Source organism: Bacillus sp. ms-22 (genome assembly GCF_009759805.1).
Classification (GTDB): Bacteria; Bacillota; Bacilli; order Bacillales; family Bacillaceae; genus Bacillus; species Bacillus xiamenensis.
Window position 1 is genome coordinate 1,320,795 of sequence record NZ_CP046653.1, and the last position, 20,853, is coordinate 1,341,647.

General features: G+C 42.5%; 20 protein-coding genes. 17 read left to right on the forward strand and 3 right to left on the reverse strand.

Annotated features, from left to right (window positions below; all coding sequences use genetic code 11):
- Positions 1 to 23: 23 nt before the first annotated feature.
- Positions 24 to 383, forward strand: a complete 360-nt coding sequence (gene rplT / locus GPA07_RS06900; protein WP_007501659.1) for a 50S ribosomal protein L20 — start codon at positions 24 to 26, stop codon at positions 381 to 383.
- A 62-nt stretch (positions 384 to 445) separates the two neighbouring features.
- On the forward strand, positions 446 to 712 hold the full coding sequence (locus GPA07_RS06905; RefSeq protein WP_071168806.1) for a DUF1294 domain-containing protein: 267 nt from the start codon (positions 446 to 448) through the stop codon (positions 710 to 712).
- Positions 713 to 729: 17 nt separating this feature from the next.
- Here the strand turns inward: GPA07_RS06905 and GPA07_RS06910 are convergent, their stop codons facing one another.
- Positions 730 to 1,134: a sigma-w pathway protein ysdB gene (locus GPA07_RS06910; RefSeq protein WP_071168807.1), complete on the reverse strand. Its 405-nt coding sequence runs from the start codon at positions 1,132 to 1,134 to the stop codon at positions 730 to 732.
- Between the two features lie 178 nt (positions 1,135 to 1,312).
- Between GPA07_RS06910 and GPA07_RS06915 the strand changes: the two genes are divergently transcribed.
- Both GPA07_RS06915 and cstA read left to right on the forward strand, forming a co-directional pair.
- Positions 1,313 to 2,401 (forward strand): M42 family metallopeptidase, encoded by a 1,089-nt coding sequence (locus GPA07_RS06915; RefSeq protein WP_157292250.1) that lies wholly within the window; start codon positions 1,313 to 1,315, stop codon positions 2,399 to 2,401.
- A 349-nt stretch (positions 2,402 to 2,750) separates the two neighbouring features.
- A complete protein-coding gene (gene cstA, locus GPA07_RS06920) occupies positions 2,751 to 4,547 on the forward strand; it encodes a carbon starvation protein CstA (protein ID WP_157292251.1) in 1,797 nt (598 codons plus the stop codon).
- A gap of 45 nt (positions 4,548 to 4,592) precedes the next feature.
- On the opposite strand, the gene sspI is transcribed toward cstA, so the two are convergent.
- A complete protein-coding gene (sspI, locus tag GPA07_RS06925) occupies positions 4,593 to 4,814 on the reverse strand; it encodes a small acid-soluble spore protein SspI (RefSeq protein WP_071168808.1) in 222 nt (73 codons plus the stop codon).
- A 113-nt stretch (positions 4,815 to 4,927) separates the two neighbouring features.
- Here sspI and GPA07_RS06930 point away from each other — a divergent pair, with 113 nt between their 5' ends.
- From GPA07_RS06930 to pheT, 3 genes are all read left to right on the forward strand, one after another.
- Positions 4,928 to 5,671, forward strand: coding sequence for a TrmH family RNA methyltransferase (locus GPA07_RS06930; protein ID WP_071168809.1), 744 nt, complete (start codon positions 4,928 to 4,930; stop codon positions 5,669 to 5,671).
- A gap of 372 nt (positions 5,672 to 6,043) precedes the next feature.
- Positions 6,044 to 7,078 carry a phenylalanine--tRNA ligase subunit alpha gene (gene pheS, locus GPA07_RS06935; protein ID WP_008355994.1) on the forward strand — a complete coding sequence of 345 codons (1,035 nt, stop codon included), beginning with the start codon at positions 6,044 to 6,046 and terminating at the stop codon, positions 7,076 to 7,078.
- 15 nt (positions 7,079 to 7,093) lie between these two features.
- Positions 7,094 to 9,508 (forward strand): phenylalanine--tRNA ligase subunit beta, encoded by a 2,415-nt coding sequence (gene pheT / locus GPA07_RS06940; protein WP_157292252.1) that lies wholly within the window; start codon positions 7,094 to 7,096, stop codon positions 9,506 to 9,508.
- 46 nt (positions 9,509 to 9,554) lie between these two features.
- Here pheT and rnhC read toward each other — a convergent pair whose 3' ends face one another.
- Positions 9,555 to 10,478, reverse strand: coding sequence for a ribonuclease HIII (gene rnhC, locus GPA07_RS06945; protein ID WP_008355990.1), 924 nt, complete (start codon positions 10,476 to 10,478; stop codon positions 9,555 to 9,557).
- A gap of 135 nt (positions 10,479 to 10,613) precedes the next feature.
- Here rnhC and zapA point away from each other — a divergent pair, with 135 nt between their 5' ends.
- The 10 genes from zapA (at position 10,614) to GPA07_RS06995 (ending at position 20,836) form a co-directional block, all read left to right on the forward strand.
- Entirely contained in the window at positions 10,614 to 10,871 is a 258-nt protein-coding gene (zapA, locus tag GPA07_RS06950; protein ID WP_008355989.1) for a cell division protein ZapA, read from the forward strand.
- Positions 10,872 to 10,878: 7 nt separating this feature from the next.
- Complete coding sequence (locus GPA07_RS06955) at positions 10,879 to 11,412, forward strand: CvpA family protein (RefSeq protein WP_071168811.1); 534 nt, start codon at positions 10,879 to 10,881, stop codon at positions 11,410 to 11,412.
- A 114-nt stretch (positions 11,413 to 11,526) separates the two neighbouring features.
- The gene (polX, locus tag GPA07_RS06960; protein WP_157292253.1) at positions 11,527 to 13,239 is read left to right on the forward strand and encodes a DNA polymerase/3'-5' exonuclease PolX; all 1,713 of its coding nucleotides are present in this window, start codon (positions 11,527 to 11,529) and stop codon (positions 13,237 to 13,239) included.
- Positions 13,240 to 13,260: 21 nt separating this feature from the next.
- Entirely contained in the window at positions 13,261 to 15,618 is a 2,358-nt protein-coding gene (locus GPA07_RS06965; protein ID WP_071169238.1) for an endonuclease MutS2, read from the forward strand.
- 14 nt (positions 15,619 to 15,632) lie between these two features.
- Positions 15,633 to 16,037, forward strand: a complete 405-nt coding sequence (locus tag GPA07_RS06970) for a DUF350 domain-containing protein (protein ID WP_008355981.1) — start codon at positions 15,633 to 15,635, stop codon at positions 16,035 to 16,037.
- 163 nt (positions 16,038 to 16,200) lie between these two features.
- A complete protein-coding gene (locus tag GPA07_RS06975; RefSeq protein WP_071168812.1) occupies positions 16,201 to 16,656 on the forward strand; it encodes an Imm63 family immunity protein in 456 nt (151 codons plus the stop codon).
- A 101-nt stretch (positions 16,657 to 16,757) separates the two neighbouring features.
- Entirely contained in the window at positions 16,758 to 18,467 is a 1,710-nt protein-coding gene (locus tag GPA07_RS06980; protein ID WP_157292254.1) for an AMP-binding protein, read from the forward strand.
- Between the two features lie 174 nt (positions 18,468 to 18,641).
- Entirely contained in the window at positions 18,642 to 19,226 is a 585-nt protein-coding gene (locus GPA07_RS06985) for a fatty acid metabolism transcriptional regulator FadR (protein WP_008355974.1), read from the forward strand.
- 25 nt (positions 19,227 to 19,251) lie between these two features.
- Positions 19,252 to 20,031 carry an enoyl-CoA hydratase gene (locus tag GPA07_RS06990; RefSeq protein WP_071168815.1) on the forward strand — a complete coding sequence of 260 codons (780 nt, stop codon included), beginning with the start codon at positions 19,252 to 19,254 and terminating at the stop codon, positions 20,029 to 20,031.
- A 31-nt stretch (positions 20,032 to 20,062) separates the two neighbouring features.
- Complete coding sequence (locus GPA07_RS06995; protein WP_008355971.1) at positions 20,063 to 20,836, forward strand: electron transfer flavoprotein subunit beta/FixA family protein; 774 nt, start codon at positions 20,063 to 20,065, stop codon at positions 20,834 to 20,836.
- Positions 20,837 to 20,853: the final 17 nt, after the last annotated feature.

A 20,853-nucleotide genomic window follows, 5' to 3' on the forward strand; every position in this document is an offset into this window, starting at 1 on the left:
AGGAATCATAGGAGGGAAATACAATGCCAAGAGTAAAAGGCGGAACTGTGTCGCGTCAGCGTCGTAAAAAGGTTCTTAAATTAGCAAAAGGTTATTTCGGTTCAAAACATAGATTATACAAAGTAGCAAACCAACAGGTCATGAAATCTGGAAACTACGCTTTCCGTGACCGTCGTCAGAAAAAACGTGACTTCCGTAAACTATGGATCACTCGTATCAATGCTGCAGCTCGTATGAACGGTCTTTCTTACAGCCGTTTAATGCATGGCTTAAAGCTTTCTGGTATCGAAGTCAACCGCAAAATGCTTGCTGACCTTGCTGTGAATGACCTAAACGCATTCAATCAGCTTGCTGATGCTGCAAAAGCACAACTAGACAAGTAAGTCATATAAAAGATCATTCCGTCGAGGAGTGATCTTTTTTCTCATCATGTGAGGTGAAAGAAATGAACATCGCTCTGATCGTGCTGCTCATCTTGGTAAATGTCTATGGTTTTTTTCTCATGGGAGAAGATAAACGCCGGGCGAAAGCGCATAAATGGAGAATATCAGAAGCGCACTTATGGAGTACCGCAGTGCTTTTTGGTGCTGCTGGGTCGTTTCTTGGCATGCAGTATTTCCGTCATAAAACTAAGCATCCTGCCTTTCAAATCGGCATGCCTGTTCTAATTGTTGTTCAATTGGTCATATTAGGATATTTGCATTTCATCTGAAAAAGGAGCAGACGCCATCAAGACGGCGTGTCTGCTCCTTTTTTTTGTTTGATTTTTTTGATGGGCTGATCCCAATCAATTTTGGTCTGAGGATATCGTTCGATGATGTTCTCCTCAAGTTTTTCAAAGTCTTCTAATGTAAATTCATTTAGCTTCTCAGGTGACTCCGTCCAAACGTAAATGGAGTGGACAAACAGAGGATGATCCTTAGAAGGAACGTGCTTTTCCCCTTCAAACAAGACACCTTTATAGACGAAATTAAAATTTTTGCGGGCATTTTGCTGTTCGTCCATAAAATAAAAGCCTTCTTTTAATTTTGCTTGTTTCAGCTTTCTTCTCGGGTTTGAGAAGAATTTTACCGCCATGTAGAAAATATAGACAAGCAGTGCAACAAGAGCAAGTCTAATGAGGATAACAAACATGACAGGATGCACCTCCAATACCGTTATCTGATGTACTACGAATGAAAAGGCCAAAAGGTTTCAACTTTTTTTAAAAAATATTTCGTTAAACGAAAAAATATTCATAAAAAGATCGTATTGAACGAATGAGGTTTTGTATAATAAGAATGCACCATGAAGATAAAGGAGGATGAACGGAATGACAAAACTAGATCAAACATTAACTATGCTGAAAGACCTAACGGATGCAAAAGGGATTCCAGGAAATGAACGTGATGTCAAAAAAGTCATGCAGACATACATAGAAACATATGCAGATGAAATTTCTACAGACCGCCTTGGCAGCTTCATCGCTAAGAAGGAAGGAAATGCAAATGGGCCTAAAATCATGCTCGCTGGTCACTTAGATGAAGTAGGATTCATGGTGACAAAAATTGATGACAAAGGCTATATTCGTTTTCAAACGGTCGGTGGCTGGTGGTCACAGGTCATGCTGGCACAGCGTGTCACCATTGTGACGAAAAAAGGGGACATCACAGGTGTGATTGGTTCCAAACCGCCACATGTCTTATCACCAGAAGCCCGCAAAAAAACAATTGAAATTACTGATATGTTTATTGATATTGGGGCTTCAAGCAAAGAACAGGCGATGGAGTGGGGCGTGCTGCCTGGAGATCAAATTGTTCCTTACTTTGAGTTTACGGTCATGAATGATGAAAAAATGCTCCTTGCAAAAGCATGGGACAATCGTATCGGCTGTGCAGTGGCGATTGATGTCATGAAGAATTTACATGGTGCTCAGCATGAAAATATCGCTTACAGTGTGGCAACTGTTCAAGAGGAAGTAGGCCTGCGCGGAGCCAAAACGGCTGCTGCCGCGATCCAGCCTGATATTGGATTTGCCATTGATGTTGGTGTAGCAGGAGATACGCCAGGCATCACTGAAAAAGAAGCAACGAGCAAACTTGGCAAAGGACCAACGATTGTCGTATTTGATGCTTCTATGATTTCTCATAAAGGACTTCGCGATTTTGTTGTCCAGACAGCGGATGAATTGAACATCCCTTATCAATATGATTCAGTGCCTGGCGGGGGGGCAGATGCTGGGGGTATCCATTTAACAGGTCATGGTGTTCCATCACTATCCATCGGGATTCCAAGCAGGTATATTCATACCCATGCAGCAATGATTCACCGAGATGATTATGAAAATGCAGTGAAGCTTTTAACAGAAGTCATCAAAAGACTTGATCAAAAAACTGTCGAACAAATTACGTATGGTTCTTAATAGAAAAGCCTTTCCTCAGTGTAGAGGAAAGGCTTTTTTGCACCATTGAATTTCCCAGGAAATGAATCGTTTTTAATTTGTATCAAAAGAACTATTTTTAGCGGATGAAGAGAGAATTTTCTAGTTAATAAGGCACATGTGATCCATCTTTTATTTTTGTAAGATGAAATCAATAAAAAGGACAGAGCTTAGAGATCGCTCTGTCAAAAGAGAGTTTATGGAAGTAGGTGAAGCTTATTTAAGATTAAATCAATTATTCCTATTTGTCAACTTGGTTTTAAAGGAAAGAAAAAATCAATCAATTTATGTTATATTTGTAACAAATTGTTTTCAAAAAGGGGATGGTTGAATGAATGCGGTTACAATTGTTATAGGGTCTATGTGTATTTTAGCGATTGCGTATCGTCTCTATGGCACATTTATGATGGTGAAGGTATTAAAGGTCACAGACGATCATCCTACACCGGCCCATACGCTAGAGGATGGTAAAGATTATGTGCCAACAAATAAATGGGTCACATTTGGACATCACTTTGCTGCAATTGCAGCTGCCGGCCCGTTAGTTGGTCCAATTTTAGCCGCACAATTTGGGTATTTACCTGGTCTCCTTTGGCTTTTAATTGGGGCAGTGATTGGGGGAGCTGTACATGACCTTGTCGTGTTATTTGCTTCGATGCGAAAAAAGGGGAAATCACTATCAGAGGTTGCGAAAGAAGAGCTAGGACCTGTTGCAGGATTTTGTACAGGGCTTGCGATGCTATTTATTATTACGATTACGATGGCAGGATTGTCCATGGTTGTGCTTCATGCTTTAGAACGAAATCCTTGGGGAACATTTGCGGTCGGAATCACGATTCCAATTGCGATGGGGGTCGGTCTTTATTATAAAAAGACCGGCAATTTAAAGCTGGCTACATCTGCAGGATTTATTTTGCTGATGCTTGGTGTATTCCTTGGACCAAATATTCAAGGAACAGCACTTGGTGATCTTTTAACCCTTGATACAAAAACACTCGCTCTCGCCCTGCCGATCTATGCATTTTTTGCTGCGGCCCTGCCAGTGTGGCTGCTTTTGGCACCAAGAGACTATTTAAGCAGTTTTATGAAAATTGGTGTGTTCATCGCTCTCATTGCCGGGATCTTTGTGGTCAATCCAACGATTCAATTTCCGGCGTTTACAGAGTTTGTGAATGGAGGAGGGCCTGTTTTAGCTGGTCCTGTCTGGCCATTTATTTCCATCACGATTGCCTGCGGCGCGATTTCCGGTTTTCACGCATTTGTTGGCTCAGGGACAACGCCTAAAATGCTGGATCGCTGGAGTGATATGAAGCCTGTAGCGTTTGGCGCAATGCTGGTAGAATGCTTGGTTGGGATCATGGCATTAATTGCTGCGACTGCCCTGCATCCAGGAGATTATTTTGCGATTAACAGTACACCTGAAATGTTCCGGACGCTTGATATGAGTGTCGAGAACCTTCCGCAGCTGAGTAAGGAAATTGGCCTTGATTTAGAAGGAAGAACTGGTGGAGCCGTTACATTAGCTGTAGGGATGGCATACATCTTTACGGGAATTCCGTTCTTTAGTCATTTGGCATCTTATTTCTTCCAATTCGTTATTATGTTTGAAGCTGTCTTTATTTTAACGGCGATTGACGCGGGAACCCGTGTCGCGCGATATTTAATCCAAGACTTCTTTGGAGAAGCCTATAAACCACTCAAACGAAATGACTGGGTCCCAGGATCTGTCTTTGCAAGCGCACTTGCTTGTTTTATGTGGGGCTACTTGCTTTACTCTGGAGACATTGGGTCCATTTGGGCACTCTTTGGGGTTTCAAACCAATTAATGGCTTCGGTCGGCTTAATCATTGGGGCGACAGTTGTGCTGAAAATTGCGGATAAAAGGCGATATATGCTCACTTGTTTAATTCCTCTTGCTTACTTATATGTGACGGTAAATTATGCGGGTTATTGGATGGTTGCGAATGTCTATCTCAATCCTGAAGCATCTGGCTACAGCGTGCTGAATGCGGTTCTGTCTATCATTATGCTGATCTTAGGTTTTGTCATTATCGTGTTCGCTATTAAAAAATGGGTCGAAATCTGGCGTGATCCAGCTCTTCGAATGGAAACGCCGATCACTGGCTAAATGAACAAAGCCGATTTGCTTATCTATCAGCAAACCGGCTTCTTTTTATTGCTGCTGTTGAGGCTTTAAGCCTTGCTCTAATGTTTCAAGGATTTCATTTTTTTCGTCCTCTGATGCCTCTTGCCATAATACTTCGAACAAAACGCCAAGACCAGGGAGCATTTTTTCCTCGCCACTTTGAATCGCATCTAAAATCGTATGCTCAAGCTGCTCTTGATTATGGCCAGTAATGTTTTGAATGACTGCACCTCTTAAATTAAAATCCATTGCCCACACTCCTTTTTTGATGGTAATAGCCCTATTCTGTCTCAAAGACAGGTTTATTATGTAGTGTGCATGAGATATAATACATTCATGATATTTAAAGGAGTTAAAGTCGCTTGAAATATATAGAATCTGCTAAAAACACAAACATTAAACAATGGAAAAAGCTCCATACAAAAAAAGAACGAACGAAAACAGGACTGTTTCTCGTTGAAGGAAAACACTTAGTAGAAGAAGCATTAAAGTACGGGGTTGTGAAAGAGTTAATGGTCACAGCGCCTGACATGCTCCCTGCTGACACCCAGCCTGACATTGAGCTGTATGAATTAAGTGAAGAGGCTTTTGCTGCGATGACAGAAACGGAAACACCTCAGCATATCGCAGCGGTTTGCACACTTCCCGAGTTTAAAGAAAAGAAGTATGAGCGAATTCTTCTGTTAGATGCGGTGCAGGACCCTGGAAATTTAGGCACACTGATCCGGACAGCAGATGCCGCTGGTCTTGATGCTGTGATCTTAGGGGATGGAACCGTTGATGCGTTTAACGGAAAAACGCTCCGTTCAGCACAAGGCTCACATTTTCATCTGCCTATCTTAAAGCAAACACTTCAACAGGCGATTCCAGTATTTAAAGAGCAGGGCATACCAGTGTACGGAAGCGCCTTAAAGGATGCAAAAGAGTACAGACACATAGCGGCAGAAGGTCCGTTTGCGTTAATTGTTGGCAACGAGGGAGCAGGCATTGATCCAGAGATCCTTCAAATGACAGATCAGAATTTATATGTTCCGATGTATGGGCAAGCAGAATCCTTAAATGTTGCCGTCGCAGCCGCTGTTCTTGTCTACCATTTGCGTGGATAGTGTTGCATCATGCACTATTTTTCACTATAATAAAACTAATATTTTAAAAACCATGATAGAGGAAGATTGTTTCAAGGAGCGTCCTTATAGGGAGAATGCATCGTAGACTGAAAGTGCATTTAAGGAATGCTGAAACAGGAATTCACCTCTGGAGTTGTCACCGGGACCGCAAGTTTTGCGTAAAGGTGAACCGGATTCGTTTGATTCCGTTATGTCAATGAAGCTTATTCGCACATGTGTGCTTAACAAGGGTGGTACCGCGACCACAACTCGTCCCTTCTATATTGAAGTGACGAGTTTTTTTATTGTCTTTAAACGATCAAACAGCCGTTTATCCAGGCGGTTTTGTATATCAAAAGGAGGATTACACTCATGCAAGAAACGTTAAAACAGCTTGAAACAGAGGCGATAGCGAAGGTAGAAGCAGCTAGCTCGCTCAAAGAGGTCAATGACATTCGTGTTCAATATCTAGGAAAAAAAGGCCCGATTACAGAAGTGCTTCGCGGGATGGGCAAGCTTTCCGCTGAAGAAAGACCAAAAATGGGCGCACTCGCAAACGAAGTAAGAGAGCAGATTGCTAGTGCCATTGCGGAAAAAAATGAACAACTGGAAGCAGAAGAAGTGAAAAAGAAGCTGGCTTCTCAAACCATAGATGTGACATTGCCGGCAAGTCCTATCAAAATCGGGGCAAGACATCCTTTAACGATTGTTGTAGAAGACATTGAAGATTTATTTATCGGAATGGGCTATACCGTTGAAGAGGGCCCAGAGGTGGAAACCGATTACTATAACTTTGAAGCGCTCAATCTTCCAAAAGAACATCCGGCACGTGATATGCAGGACAGCTTCTATATTACTGAAGATACACTGATGAGAACTCAAACATCACCAGTTCAGGCCCGTACACTTGAGAAATATAAAGGCCAAGGCCCTGTGAAGATCATCTGCCCTGGTAAGGTATATAGACGTGACAGCGATGATGCCACTCATTCACATCAATTCATGCAGATTGAAGGACTTGTGGTAGATCACAATATTAGCATGAGTGATTTAAAAGGAACGCTAGAGACGGTCGCAAGAAAAATGTTTGGTGAAGATCGTGAAATTAGACTGCGTCCAAGCTTTTTCCCATTTACAGAACCATCTGTTGAAGTCGATGTGTCTTGCTTTAAATGCGGAGGGAAAGGCTGTTCTGTATGTAAAGGAACAGGCTGGATTGAAATTTTAGGTGCGGGGATGGTTCACCCGAATGTACTGAAAATGAGCGGATTTGATCCAGATACTTACCAAGGCTTTGCTTTTGGAATGGGTGTTGAACGTATTGCGATGCTGAAATACGGCATTGACGATATTCGCCATTTCTACACAAATGATATTAGATTCACAAAGCAATTCAAGCAGGACTAAGAGGAGGAAATCAACATGTTTGTTTCATATAAATGGTTAGAAGACTATGTCGATTTAGAAGGCATTCTTCCGGATGAATTAGCAGAGAAAATCACTAGAAGCGGTATTGAAGTGGAAGCCGTTGAGTATAAAGGTGAAGGCATCAAAGGTGTTGTCGTTGGACACGTCATTGAGCGTGAACAGCATCCGAATGCGGATAAATTAAATAAATGCCTTGTTGATATTGGGGAAGACGCGCCTGTACAAATTATTTGCGGGGCTCCGAATGTGGAGAAAGGACAATATGTCGCAGTCGCAACTGTGGGAGCAGTCCTTCCAGGGAACTTTAAAATTAAAAAAGCCAAACTGCGCGGCGAAGAGTCTCATGGCATGATTTGTTCTCTTCAAGAATTAGGAGTAGAAAGTAAGCTTGTACCAAAGGAATATGCAGAAGGCATTTTTGTTTTCCCAAATGATGTGAAACCAGGAGAAGATGCCCTTCAGGCGCTTCAATTAGATGATGCAGTACTGGAGCTTGGATTAACGCCAAACCGTGCCGATGCCCTCAATATGCTAGGTGTGGCTTATGAGGTAGCAGCGATTTTAGGGAGAGAAATCAAACTGCCTGATACAGCATATGAATCGTCTTCGGAAAAAGCATCGGATTATATTTCTGTCCACATTGAGGATCAAGAAGCAAACCCTCTTTATGCAGCGAAGATCATTAAAAATGTAAAAATAGGACCTGCACCGCTTTGGATGCAAACAAGACTGATGAATGCAGGCATTCGCCCGATTAACAACGTTGTGGATATTACGAATTTTGTCTTGCTTGAATACGGTCAGCCGCTTCATGCATTTGACTATGATCGTTTTGGTTCAAAACAGGTGGTCGTACGTAAAGCGGCTGAAAACGAAATGATTCACACATTGGATGAACAAGAGCGCACATTGTCATCAAAGCATCTTGTCATTACAAATGGGACGAAAGCACACGCTGTAGCAGGAGTCATGGGCGGCCTTGAATCAGAGGTGCGTGATGAAACGACAACGATTCTTTTAGAAGCGGCATTTTTTAATGGTCAAACCGTCCGTCAGGCTTCTAGAGACCTAGGGCTTCGCAGTGAATCAAGCACACGGTTTGAAAAGGGAATCGATCCGCAGCGTGTGAAATCAGCAGCCGAAAGAGCGGCACAACTGATGAGCATCTATGCTGGCGGTGAAGTGCTAAGCGGCACTGTTGAGGAAAATCACATGGAAGCAAGCATGAATGTCATCCATGTGTCAACGGAGCGTGTTAATAAAGTGCTTGGAATGAGCATTTCAAAAGAAGATATGATTCATATTTTCAATAAACTGGGCTTTACCGTGGGTGAATCAAATGACGTTTTGATCGTGACGGTTCCTTCTCGAAGAATGGATATTACGATTGAAGAAGATCTTATCGAAGAAGTGGCACGATTATACGGCTACGATAACATTCCGTCTACACTGCCTGTGACAGCTGGTACAGTTGGCGGTCTCACACCATACCAAGTGAAACGTAGAAAGGTGAGACGTTTCTTGGAAGGAGCAGGGCTTTCTCAAGCAATCACGTATTCTTTAACGAATCAGCATAAGTCTACGGCCTTTGCCTTGAACCCAGCTTATCAAACAAGACTTTCACTGCCAATGAGTGAGGAACGCAGTGTGCTGAGACAAAGTCTTCTGCCAAACTTACTTGATTCTGTCGCATATAATCTAGCAAGACAAGCTGATTCCTTTGCCTTTTATGAAACGGGTTCTGTTTTCTTAGCAGAAGCTGAAGGTGCAAAGCCAGTCGAGAAAGAGCATGTGGCTGGAGCAATCACAGGCCTATGGCATAAAAACCTTTGGCAGGGCGAGAAAAAAGCCGTTGATTTTTATGTAGCAAAAGGAATTGCTGAAGGGCTGTTTGAAAAGCTTGGTGTATCAGAGCAGATCACGTATGTTCAAGCAGAGCGTGAGGGTCTTCACCCAGGGCGTACAGCAGATGTTCACTTAAATGGAAAAGTGATTGGCTTTGTTGCTGCGCTTCATCCAGTCGTTGAAAAGGAATTAGATTTAAAAGAAACATATGTATTCGAATTCGATTTAACGGATGTCATGACATCTGAAACAGAGGATATGAAATATACGGCGATTCCAAGATTCCCGGCTGTGACAAGAGATATTGCGCTCGTCGTCGATCAGCATATTTCAAGCGGACAGCTGGAGCAAGTCATCTATGAAGCAGGCGGCCGTTTACTGACGGACCTCTCCGTCTTTGACGTGTATGAGGGTGAACACATGGAGGAAGGCAAGAAATCTGTGGCGTTCTCTCTGCAATATTTAAACCCAGAACAAACATTGACAGAAGAAGAAGTGACGGCTGTTCATACAAAAGTATTGAAAGCATTAGAAGATACGTATCAAGCCGTTTTGCGCGGATAAAGAAAAGAGCTATGGCCTTTTAAAAGGGCTATAGCTCTTTTTTAAATTATAACCATTTTTTCGCTTTCTGGGTGTTGGCAAAATGCAGCTTTGTAAATTGGCGTAAAGCATCTTCACCGTGCAGTTTGATGAGCTTTGCGGCCGCCTTGTCGACATGAGGACCGGCTCCTTTTGGAATGTCAAAGCCTGCTGCTTTAGATAATTTATCCATCTCAATTAAAAAGGCGTATCTTGCGATAATTGAAGCCGCAGCAACTGATAAATGGATGCCTTCTGCTTTTGTACTAAAATACGTACGCTCCCGGATGATCTTTTTCCCCGCTAGGTGCTTGAAATAAATGCCGGGTTCTGCAAATTGGTCAATGAGAATAGCCTCTGGCTTTTTCCCATCCAGTTTTTCTAGTACGGAGGTGATCACTTGGTTATGAAGCAGCGCCTTCATTTTTCCTTGGCTCATGCCATTTTCCTGCATCGCATTGTACTTTTCATTCCGAAGAACGAGAAGGCTGAACGGAATGGTCTTGATCAAGTCTTTGGCAATGTTGATAATCTGCGGGTCCTTTAGCCCTTTAGAGTCTTTCACCCCAAGCTCTTTCATCAGAGCAAGCTGACTGGAATCAACATAGGCCGCACAGACCGTAATCGGTCCAAAATAATCACCAGTACCGACCTCATCTGAACCGATAACCGACATGGAAGCAATGCCGGGCGGCGGACTGTATTGTGTGGCAGAAGGTGTTTTTTTACTTTTTGTTTCAGCTGCTTGTAAATGATTGAACTGACTTGCTTCGGCTTCTGCCTTTTGTCCTTGAAACAGCACTTTTCCAGATTTGTAGGCTGTAATCGTACAGCCAGGAACCTTTGCTTGAAAGAGGGCGCCTGGCGGCAGCGTGTCAGTTAACTGTTGAGCATACACGTTCTTCATTTTCTTCATGTCTTCTGATGTTGCTTTTAAGACGGATTGTGGCACAGTGGATAACTCCTTTTTTACCTTGATAGCATTGATTTCTAAAGTGTACCATAACAGGGAAGGGCTCGTCTTTCCATTCAATGTCTAAACATGTTATGATAGAGACTAGGATTCTCGTGGAATGGAGGAGAAACGTTGTCTGACGGCGGTAAAACGAAAACAACAGTTGAGATTTATGGACAGTCCTATACGATCATCGGTCAAGAAACGAAGATGCATATGCGACATGTTGCTTCAATTGTTGATGATAAAATGAGAGAAATGAATGAAAAAAATCCATATCTTGATATAAACAAATTAGCTGTACTGACAGCAGTCAATGTCGTCCACGACTACTTGAAATTAAAAGAGCAATACGAAAAACTAGAGCTTCAGCTTAAAGAAAAGGAATGAAATTACCGTGATCGATATCATCATTTTGTTTTTGCTTCTTATGGGAACGCTTGTCGGTCTAAAACGCGGGTTTATTCTTCAATTTATTAAATTGATTAGCTTTGTTGTTTCTATTTTAGTGGCTTCGATGTTTTATCAGTCACTTGCCCCACAGCTTACGTGGATTCCAGCGCCTAACTTTAGCGGTGGTCAAGCGCAGCTCGCTTTCTTTAGTGGGAATATAGAAACAGCTTATTATAATACCATTGCGTTTATCATTCTGTTTATCTTGACAAAAATCCTGCTCGCCATCATTGGCGGATTGCTCACAACCATTGCAAGTATTCCTGTGATTAAACAGGTGAACAAACTGCTTGGCGGTGTTTTAGGATTTGTTGAAACATATTTATTTGTGTTTATTCTATTGTTTGTCGCTGCATTACTTCCAGTCGATGCGCTGCAAACAATGATGAGCAAATCAATGTTAGCAGATGTGATCGTAGGCCACACCCCTTATTTGTCCGGTCTTGTCAAAGACTTATGGACGACGTATGGCGTTTAAAAACTTCTCCTTTCTTGGAGAAGTTTTTTCTCATTCCATGACGGAAAGTTGTGGGATGAAGGAAAAGTTTGTATATTTATAAAGGAAGATGCCAAAGCGGCTGGAGGATGAGACATGAATAAAAAAGATATCATAAAACTTCTTGAAACCATTGCAATTTATATGGAGCTAAAAGGAGATAATCCTTTTAAAATATCTGCCTTTCGTAAAGCGGCAGCGGCACTTGAACAAGATGACCGCAGTCTTTCTCAAATAGATGATCTATTAGCATTACCTGGCATTGGCAAAGGCACCTTTGCTGTGATCACAGAGTATATGGAAAAAGGACAATCAGAAACTCTCGAACAATTAAAAAAGGAAGTACCTGAAGGGCTTGTTCCGCTTTTAAAATTGCCAGGACTAGGCGGGAAGAAGATCGCTAAGCTGTACCAAGAACTTGGTGTACACGATGCACAGTCTTTAAAAGAAGCATGTGAGGCTGAGAAAGTTCAATCACTCGCTGGCTTCGGTAAAAAAACAGAAGAAAAAATTCTTGCAGCCCTTGAGGAAGCGGGAAAGCAACCTGAACGACTGCCAATTGGCTTTGCATTAGATGTTGCAGAGCGGATTGATGATGCGCTGAAACGTATGGAGGGAATCATTCGTTTTTCAAGAGCGGGCAGTTTAAGACGTGCGCGTGAAACGGTCAAAGATTTAGATTATATCATTGCAACAAATGATCCTGAACAGGTCAGAGAGCAGCTCGTTGCACTTGATGATGTAAAAGATATCATTGCAAGCGGTAATACGAAAGTATCTGTCATTCTTGCGCTTGATTTTGAGATCAGTGTAGACTTCCGTCTTGTCACAACAGATCAGTTTGCGACAACGCTGCATCATTTCACTGGCTCAAAAGATCATAACATTCGCATGCGCCAGCTTGCCAAGGAGCGTGGAGAACGTATTAGCGAATATGGGGTTGAAACGATTGAAACGGGCGAAGTGAAAACATTTGAAGACGAAAGCGCTTTTTATGCACATTTCCAGCTTCCGCTCATTCCCCCAGAAATTCGTGAAACCGGAGCGGAGATTGATTCGTATAAAGAAAGTATGCAATTTGTAGAACTGAAAGATATGAAAGGCGACCTTCACATGCACTCAACATGGAGTGACGGCGCATTCTCTATTCGTGAAATGGCAGAGGCATGTATTGAAAAAGGTTATGAATACATGGCCATCACAGATCACTCTCAATATTTAAAAGTGGCAAACGGTTTAACGAAAGAACGTTTGCGTCTGCAAGCAAAAGAAATTGATCAACTCAATCAGGAATTGGAGCATTTTCACATTTTCAAAGGGGTCGAAATGGACATTCTGCCGGATGGCTCATTAGATTATGATGATGACTTTTTAGCGGACATGGATTTTGTGATCGCCTCGATCCATTCTAGCTTCTCTCAGCCAGAGGAAGTCATCATGAAGCGTCTTGAAAATGCCTTAAACAATCAGCATGTGGATTTAATTGCCCATCCAACAGGCCGTTTAATCGGCAGACGGGATGGTTATGCCTTAAATATCGATCAGCTCATAGAGCTTGCGAAAAAAACGGGCACTGCATTGGAGCTCAACAGCAACCCGTCGAGACTTGATTTGAAAGCAGAGCATTTAATGAAAGCAAACGAAGCGGGTGTGAACATCATGATCAACACAGATGCGCACAACATCGCTATGCTGGATCATATGGAAGTTGGTGTAACAGCTGCAAGAAAGGGCTGGACACCAAAAGCAAATGTCGTGAATACATTTTCTCTCCATGAGATGAAAAAGTTTTTAACGCGTGACAGGTAGTCGTTAGGAGGCTGGACCATGCTGCAACAAAAAGTGTTGGCATCATTAGAATTTCATAAAGTAAAAGAAAAAGTCATGTCCTATACTGCATCCACTTTAGGAAAAGAAAAAGCGCAGGATTTAACACCGCTCACGGATATCGAAACCATTCAGCATTTGCTGGAAGAGGTAGCAGAAGCGCAAGATGTGATCCGCCTAAAAGGATCAGCGCCGTTTGGCGGCTTAACGGATATTAGACGAGGCGTCAAACGAGCACAAATCGGCAGTACATTAAGTCCTCTTGAGCTGATGGAAATCGCAGGGCTATTATATACAACCAAAAATATGAAGCACTTTCTCACGTCTATGTATGAAGATGGTGTCGACATACCACGTCTTCATACATATGCAGAATCACTTATTTTACTGCCCGAAGTCAGAAAAGAAATCGAGAGCTGTATCGGTGATAATGGAGAAGTGCTTGATCACGCAACACCGGCACTTCGCACAATACGAACGCAATTACGAACACTAGAATCAAAAGTACGAGATAAATTAGAATCCATGATTCGATCACAATCTGCTTCAAAGATGCTCTCAGACACCATTGTGACCATACGGAATGATCGTTTTGTCATTCCGGTGAAACAAGAGTACCGCTCGAATTACGGCGGGATTGTTCATGATCAGTCTTCTTCAGGAGCCACTCTTTTTATTGAGCCGCAGGTGGTCGTGGACTTGAATAATACCTTGCAGCAAACTCGCTTAAAAGAAAAGCAAGAGGTCGAAAAGATTCTGCAAATGCTGACAGCAAGTGTATCAGAGCACATTGATGAACTGCTGCACAATGTGAATGAACTTCAGACATTAGATTTTATCTTTGCCAAAGCGAAATATGCAAAAGCAGAGAAAGCCACAAAGCCTTCCGTCAATGAGCAAGGGGAGATTTATTTAAAGCGAGCAAGGCATCCCCTATTGCCCCGCGATCAGGTCGTGGCAAATGACATTGAGCTTGGTAAGGATTTTTCAACAATCGTCATTACTGGACCAAATACAGGTGGTAAAACAGTCACGTTAAAAACACTCGGGCTCCTGACTCTGATGACGCAGGCTGGTCTTCATATTCCAGTGGAGGAAGGATCAGAAGTGGCTGTATTCGACCAAGTATTTGCCGATATTGGAGACGAACAGTCCATTGAACAGAGCTTGAGTACGTTCTCATCTCATATGGTCAATATTGTGGATATCTTAAAGAATTTGACACCTCGTTCACTCGTGTTATTTGATGAATTAGGGGCAGGAACAGATCCTGCTGAAGGTGCGGCACTTGCAATGAGCATCTTAGATGAAGTTCATCAAACAAATGCGCGCGTCATTGCAACGACTCACTATCCTGAGCTGAAGGCATACGGGTATAACCGAGAAGGGGTCACAAATGCAAGTGTCGAATTTGACATTGAAACCTTATCCCCAACATATCGCTTGCTCATTGGTGTGCCTGGACGAAGTAATGCATTTGAAATTTCCAAACGTCTTGGTTTACCTCATCATCTGATTGACAGAGCAAAAGCGGATATGCATGCAGAGCATAATGAAGTAGACCAAATGATTGCTTCATTAGAAGCCAGCAAGAAGAAGGCAGAAGAAGAACTGCATGAGACGGAAGTCTATAGAAGAGAAGCTGAGAAGCTTCATAAGGAACTGCAAAGACAAATCCTTGAATGGAATGAACAAAAGGACAAGCTGCTTGAAGAAGCCGAACAAAAAGCGGCAGAGAAAATTGAACAAGCAGCAAAAGAAGCAGAAGACATTATTCAAGAGCTGCGATCCATTAAAAGTGAGCATCGTTCGTTTAAAGAACATGAACTCATTGATGCGAGGAAACGTCTTGAAGAAGCTGTCCCTGAGTTTGACCGGAAGAAAAAACCAGAGCCAGTGAAAAAAACATCGAGACAGCTAAAGCCAGGCGATGAAGTCAAAGTGCTGACGTTTGGACAAAAAGGAACGCTGATCGAACAAACGGGTAACAAAGAATGGAGTGTCCAAATGGGCATTCTGAAAATGAAAGTCAAAGAAAAAGACATGGAATTTATCAAATCAGCACCGGAATTTAAGCAAGAGAAGGCCATTACGGCAGTGAAAGGGAAAGACTATCATGTATCGCTTGAGCTTGATTTAAGAGGAGAGCGTTATGAGAATGCTTTAAGCAGAGTCGAGAAATATTTAGATGATGCTGTATTAGCTGGCTATCCGCGTGTGTCGATTATTCACGGAAAAGGAACTGGCGCCCTAAGGAAAGGGGTCCAGGAATTATTAAAACAGCACCGTAGTGTGAAAAATGCTCGTTTTGGAGAACAAGGCGAGGGAGGATCAGGCGTCACCATCGTCGAATTAAAGTAAAAAGGAGAAAACGCATGAAAGCCTTTTGGGAAAATGAACTTGTGGAAATTGCCGCCTATTACAGTGTGGCCGTCCTATGTTTAGTCTTATTTCTAACCATTTTTGAACTCGTGACCTCCTATAAAAACTGGGAAGAGATTCAGCGGGGGAATTTAGCGGTTGCCATGGCAACAGGCGGGAAAATTTTTGGGATTGCAAATGTGTTTCAACATTCCATCGCACAGCATAACTCTCTTCTTCAAATGGTTGGATGGGGCGTGTACGGCTTTGTGATGCTGCTTGTCAGCTACTTCATTTTTGAATTTTTAACACCAAGATTTAAAGTAGATAAAGAGATTGAAAATGATAATAGAGCGGTCGGGTTTATTTCACTCATGATTTCAGTTGGGCTGTCTTACGTAGTAGCAGCCGGCATTTAAGGAGACGACATGGAAAAGTTAGCCAAAGTATTAATCATCGTTGCCTGCACTTTTGCGGTCATTGGTGCTGTTTACATGTTCCTGTGAAATGAAGCATACTTTCTAGAAAGCTGTCAGGGAAAGCCTTGACAGCTTTTCACTCATTCAAAGGCGGCGAATTAGAATGAATCACATCCTGCAAAAAGACGAATTAATCAAGCACATTAAAACATGTCTCAAAAAGACAGCCCTCCCCCAAGACATATATGAACCTTATATTGCACGCCCCTTTCAAACGACGGGGTTTTTTGATGATTTGAGCCCATATATCGAGATTGAATCACATGGCTATATCCTCATTCAATATGAACGAGGAGTCAAAGTGCTTAATAAAAGAACAAAAGAGGCGGATGAAGTCATTTACTGGATTTTAGAAGATACCATCTTTCTCACTGTCTACCTAGACATGATGAGACAGTACCAAGTTGATAACATCCAAACACATTTACCTAATGACCCCAGTATTCATCAACAGATCGTGGAAAGAGTCAATGAGGCATTCCGTGCGATCGGGGGATTATATGAGAAGTGGCATCATGAAGGGAAAAGAGCATCTATAGAAACACAGTCGAAAAAATAAAGGTGCGCAATGGAACCAAGCCCTATTTGAAAAAAGCAAACTGCCCTAAGGAAAAGTTTGCTATAATAAAATAGTACGAAAGTTCAGGAAGGAGGGTTTTTATGCAGTCAGATAAACGATGGCTTCTGCATTACCCGAATCAAATTCCCCACGAACTCACCATTCCAAATGAAACCTTACAATCTTACTTATTCAGCTCCGCAGAGGCAGCACCAGAGCATATAGCCATTCATTTTTTAGGAAAAAACATCACCTACCAGCAGTTACAAGAAGACGCGCTCAAATTGGCCAATCACCTGATTGAAATCGGTGTGAAAAAAGGCGATAGAGTAGCGATTATGCTGCCAAACTGCCCGCAATCGGTCATTTCTTATTATGCGGTTTTAATAGCAGGCGGTATTGTGGTTCAAACAAACCCGCTTTATACAGAGAAAGAACTAGAATATCAAATGGAGGACAGCGGCTCAAAGGTGCTGATCACTCTCGATTTATTGTATCCAAAGGCCTATAAAATGAAAGCGCTGACAAGTATGGAGCACTTGATCATCACTAAATTACAAGATTATTTGCCATTCCCAAAAAACATACTGTTCCCAATCGTGCAGCGAAGAAAAAACAACATGGTCATTCAAGTCGAGAAGAGTGACTCCATTCATCACTTCTCACAGATCATGAAAGAATCGTCAGGGGAACGAATTCCGCAGCGATCCTTTGAACCGAAAGAGGATATTGCCGTTTTGCAATATACAGGCGGAACGACCGGTTTACCGAAAGGGGTCATGCTCACACACGAAAATATTTTAGCCAATACAGAAATGTGTGCATCCTGGATGTATAAAACGAACCGAGGAAAAGAACGGATTCTTGGCATCATTCCTTTTTTTCATGTGTACGGAATGACCACTGTATTGAACCTTGCAGTCAAAGAAGGGCATCAAATGATTCTTCTTCCGCGTTTTGATGTGGCTGATGCCCTCAAAACCATTGAAAAACAAAAACCGACGCTGTTTCCAGGAGCACCAACGATGTATATCGCCCTGCTTCATCACCCAAACATTGAAAAATATGACCTATCCTCGATCACGGCTTGTCTAAGCGGATCGGCAGCTCTTCCTGTTGAAGTCAAACAGAGCTTTGAAAAATTAACAGGAGGAAGGCTGGTAGAGGGGTATGGCCTTTCAGAAACATCACCCGTCACTCATGCCAATTTCTTATGGGGGGAGAACAAAATAGGAAGTATTGGGTGCCCTTGGCCGAATACAGATGCCGGTATTTATTGCGAGGAAACGGGTGGACTCAAAGAGCCATATGAGCACGGAGAGATCATCGTCAAAGGTCCTCAAATCATGAAAGGGTACTGGAATCAGCCAGAGGAGACAGCGGCAGTGTTAAGAGACGGCTGGTTTTTCACTGGAGATATCGGATATATGGATGAGGATGGTTTTTTCTATATCGTAGACCGGAAAAAAGATGTCATCATCGCGAGCGGCTATAATATTTACCCAAGAGAGGTCGAAGAAGCCCTTTATGAGCATGAGCTTGTACAAGAAGTCGTCGTGGCAGGTATTCCAGACCCATACAGGGGAGAAACAGTGAAAGCCTTTGTTGTTCCGAAAAAGGATGCCTATTTAACAGAAGAAGAACTTGATCGTTTTGTCAGAACGAGAATTGCCTCATTTAAAGTGCCGCGTGTGTATGAATTTAAGGAATCCTTGCCTAAAACGGCTGTAGGAAAAATCTTGCGCAGAGTGTTAATTGAAGAAGAAAAAAGAAAGCAATCAGCTTCATCTGAAGCGCCAGTCGATCAATGAGAGAACGAACGAGCGTCATCCGGTCCATGGGCCGGATGATTTGAATTGTACGTGTTAGCTTTGGTATGCTAAAGGTTGAAAAGAAAGAAGAACATCTCTTGACAAATCAATCGTTTCTTTTTAACATAAAGTTATGAATGAATACTCATTCAATTTAGAAAGGGACGAAGCACATTGAAGCAGAAAAGACCGAAGTACATGCAAATTATTGATGCAGCAGTTGTGGTGATTGCAGAGAACGGCTATCATCAATCACAAGTTTCAAAGATTGCCAAACAAGCAGGGGTAGCAGACGGAACGATTTATCTTTATTTCAAAAACAAAGAGGATATTCTGATCTCATTATTTAAAGAAAAAATGGGGCAATTCATCGAACGGATGGAAACAGATATTCAAAAGAAACCGTCTGCCAAAGAAAAGCTTCATCTATTGATTCAGGAACACTTTCGCCTGCTTTCGCAAGATCATCATTTGGCCCTTGTGACACAGCTGGAACTCAGACAGTCAAACCTTGAGCTGCGGCAAAAAATCAATGAGGTGCTGAAAGGGTATTTAAATATGCTCGACTCGATTTTAACAGAAGGAAAGAAATCAGGAGAATTCAGACAAGATTTAGATGTCCGCTTAGCGAGACAAATGGTATTTGGGACGATTGATGAAACCGCTACAACATGGGTGATGAATGATCAAAAGTATGACCTTCCTGCACTCGCAGAAAACGTACATGATCTTCTCTTAAACGGAATACATCAATCTTAAAGACAATTGAAAAAGGATGATTGACATGGAAAAGATACTCAGCTTACATCAAGAAGGACAGACAGCGCTCATTACGATTCAACATCCGCCTGCAAACGCCTTATCTTCTCAGCTCCTCACTGAACTCAATGACATGTTTGACGAGCTCGAACAAAACAGTGAAGTGAGAGCCATTGTCATCCATGGAGAAGGAAGGTTTTTCTCAGCAGGTGCTGATATTAAAGAATTTACGACCTTACAGAAAGAGTCTGATTATGCAAGCCTTGCAGACCGAGGACAGCAAGTGTTTGAACGAATTGAACAATGTTCAAAGCCTGTCATTGCCTCCATTCACGGGGCAGCGTTAGGCGGTGGCCTTGAACTGGCGATGTCGTGTGATATTCGAATTGCAACAAAAGATGCAAAACTTGGACTGCCGGAGCTAAACCTCGGTATCATTCCAGGATTCGGCGGAACGCAGCGCCTGCCTCGCTACGTTGGTTCTGCTAAAGCACTTGAAATGATGGGAACCGCTGAGCCGATTACTGGAGAAGAAGCATTTGCCTGCGGACTTGTTTCAAAACTTGCGGAAACAGAGGAAGAAGCGCTGGAAGCAGCCAAAACACTGGCGGCAAAATTTGCAGCAAAAAGCCCTAAAACGCTTGAGTATGTACTTGAGTTATTGAATGCAGCAAAAGTGTATTCATATGATGGCGGAATGAAGCTGGAAGCGAAAAAGTTTGGTGAGGTGTTCCAGTCGAATGATGCCAAAGAAGGCATCCAAGCCTTTATCGAAAAGCGCAAACCGAATTTTAAAGGGGAGTAAGGGATCAGTACGACACAAGGGGGAGAAATGAATGAATATATTTGTTTTGATGAAGCGTACGTTTGACACGGAAGAGAAAATTTCGATTCAGTCTGGTGCCATTCAAGAAGATGGAGCAGAGTTCATTATTAATCCTTATGACGAGTATGCAATTGAAGAAGCGATTCAGCTCCGGGATGAGCACGGGGGAGAAGTCACTGTTGTAACAGTTGGCAGTGAGGATGCGGAGAAGCAGCTAAGAACAGCCCTTGCAATGGGCTGCGATCAAGCCGTTCTAATCAATGTTGAAGACGATTTGGAGGAGTGGGATCAATATTCCGCTTCTACTATTCTCTATCACTATTTCAAGGATAAAGAACCTTCCTTGATTTTAGCAGGGAATGTAGCGATTGATGGCGGGTCTGGACAGGTGGCCCCGCGTCTTGCTGAATTACTCGGTTTTTCATATGTCACAACGATTACAAGTATTCAAATTGATGGCGGCTCCGCTTCCATTGAACGAGATGCAGAGGGTGATGTAGAAGTGATTTCTGCCGAGCTTCCGCTTGTGGTCACAGCGCAGCAAGGTCTCAATGAGCCTCGTTATCCATCGTTACCAGGAATCATGAAGGCGAAGAAAAAGCCTTTAGAGGAATTGGAACTAGATGATTTAGATCTCGATGAAGACGATGTGCCATATAAAATCAAAACAATCGAACGTTTCTTACCGGAGAAAAAAGAGGGGGGCAAGGTGCTGAGCGGCGAGCTTCAGGATCAAGTCAAGGAACTGACCGATCTGCTAAGAAATGAAGCAAAAGTCATCTAAACATCCACTTTATCAAT

Excerpts from the sequence above, each read along its gene's own strand:
- GPA07_RS06995 (WP_008355971.1), top strand. The coding sequence starts at position 20,063 with ATGAATATATTTGTTTTGATGAAGCGTACGTTTGACACGGAAGAGAAA.
- cstA (WP_157292251.1), top strand. The coding sequence starts at position 2,751 with ATGAATGCGGTTACAATTGTTATAGGGTCTATGTGTATTTTAGCGATT.
- GPA07_RS06915 (WP_157292250.1), top strand. The coding sequence starts at position 1,313 with ATGACAAAACTAGATCAAACATTAACTATGCTGAAAGACCTAACGGAT.
- GPA07_RS06970 (WP_008355981.1), top strand. The coding sequence starts at position 15,633 with ATGAAAGCCTTTTGGGAAAATGAACTTGTGGAAATTGCCGCCTATTAC.
- GPA07_RS06975 (WP_071168812.1), top strand. The coding sequence starts at position 16,201 with ATGAATCACATCCTGCAAAAAGACGAATTAATCAAGCACATTAAAACA.
- GPA07_RS06905 (WP_071168806.1), top strand. The coding sequence starts at position 446 with ATGAACATCGCTCTGATCGTGCTGCTCATCTTGGTAAATGTCTATGGT.
- sspI (WP_071168808.1), bottom strand. The coding sequence starts at position 4,814 with ATGGATTTTAATTTAAGAGGTGCAGTCATTCAAAACATTACTGGCCAT.
- GPA07_RS06910 (WP_071168807.1), bottom strand. The coding sequence starts at position 1,134 with ATGTTTGTTATCCTCATTAGACTTGCTCTTGTTGCACTGCTTGTCTAT.
- GPA07_RS06990 (WP_071168815.1), top strand. The coding sequence starts at position 19,252 with ATGGAAAAGATACTCAGCTTACATCAAGAAGGACAGACAGCGCTCATT.
- polX (WP_157292253.1), top strand. The coding sequence starts at position 11,527 with ATGAATAAAAAAGATATCATAAAACTTCTTGAAACCATTGCAATTTAT.
- rplT (WP_007501659.1), top strand. The coding sequence starts at position 24 with ATGCCAAGAGTAAAAGGCGGAACTGTGTCGCGTCAGCGTCGTAAAAAG.
- GPA07_RS06980 (WP_157292254.1), top strand. The coding sequence starts at position 16,758 with ATGCAGTCAGATAAACGATGGCTTCTGCATTACCCGAATCAAATTCCC.
- pheS (WP_008355994.1), top strand. The coding sequence starts at position 6,044 with ATGCAAGAAACGTTAAAACAGCTTGAAACAGAGGCGATAGCGAAGGTA.
- pheT (WP_157292252.1), top strand. The coding sequence starts at position 7,094 with ATGTTTGTTTCATATAAATGGTTAGAAGACTATGTCGATTTAGAAGGC.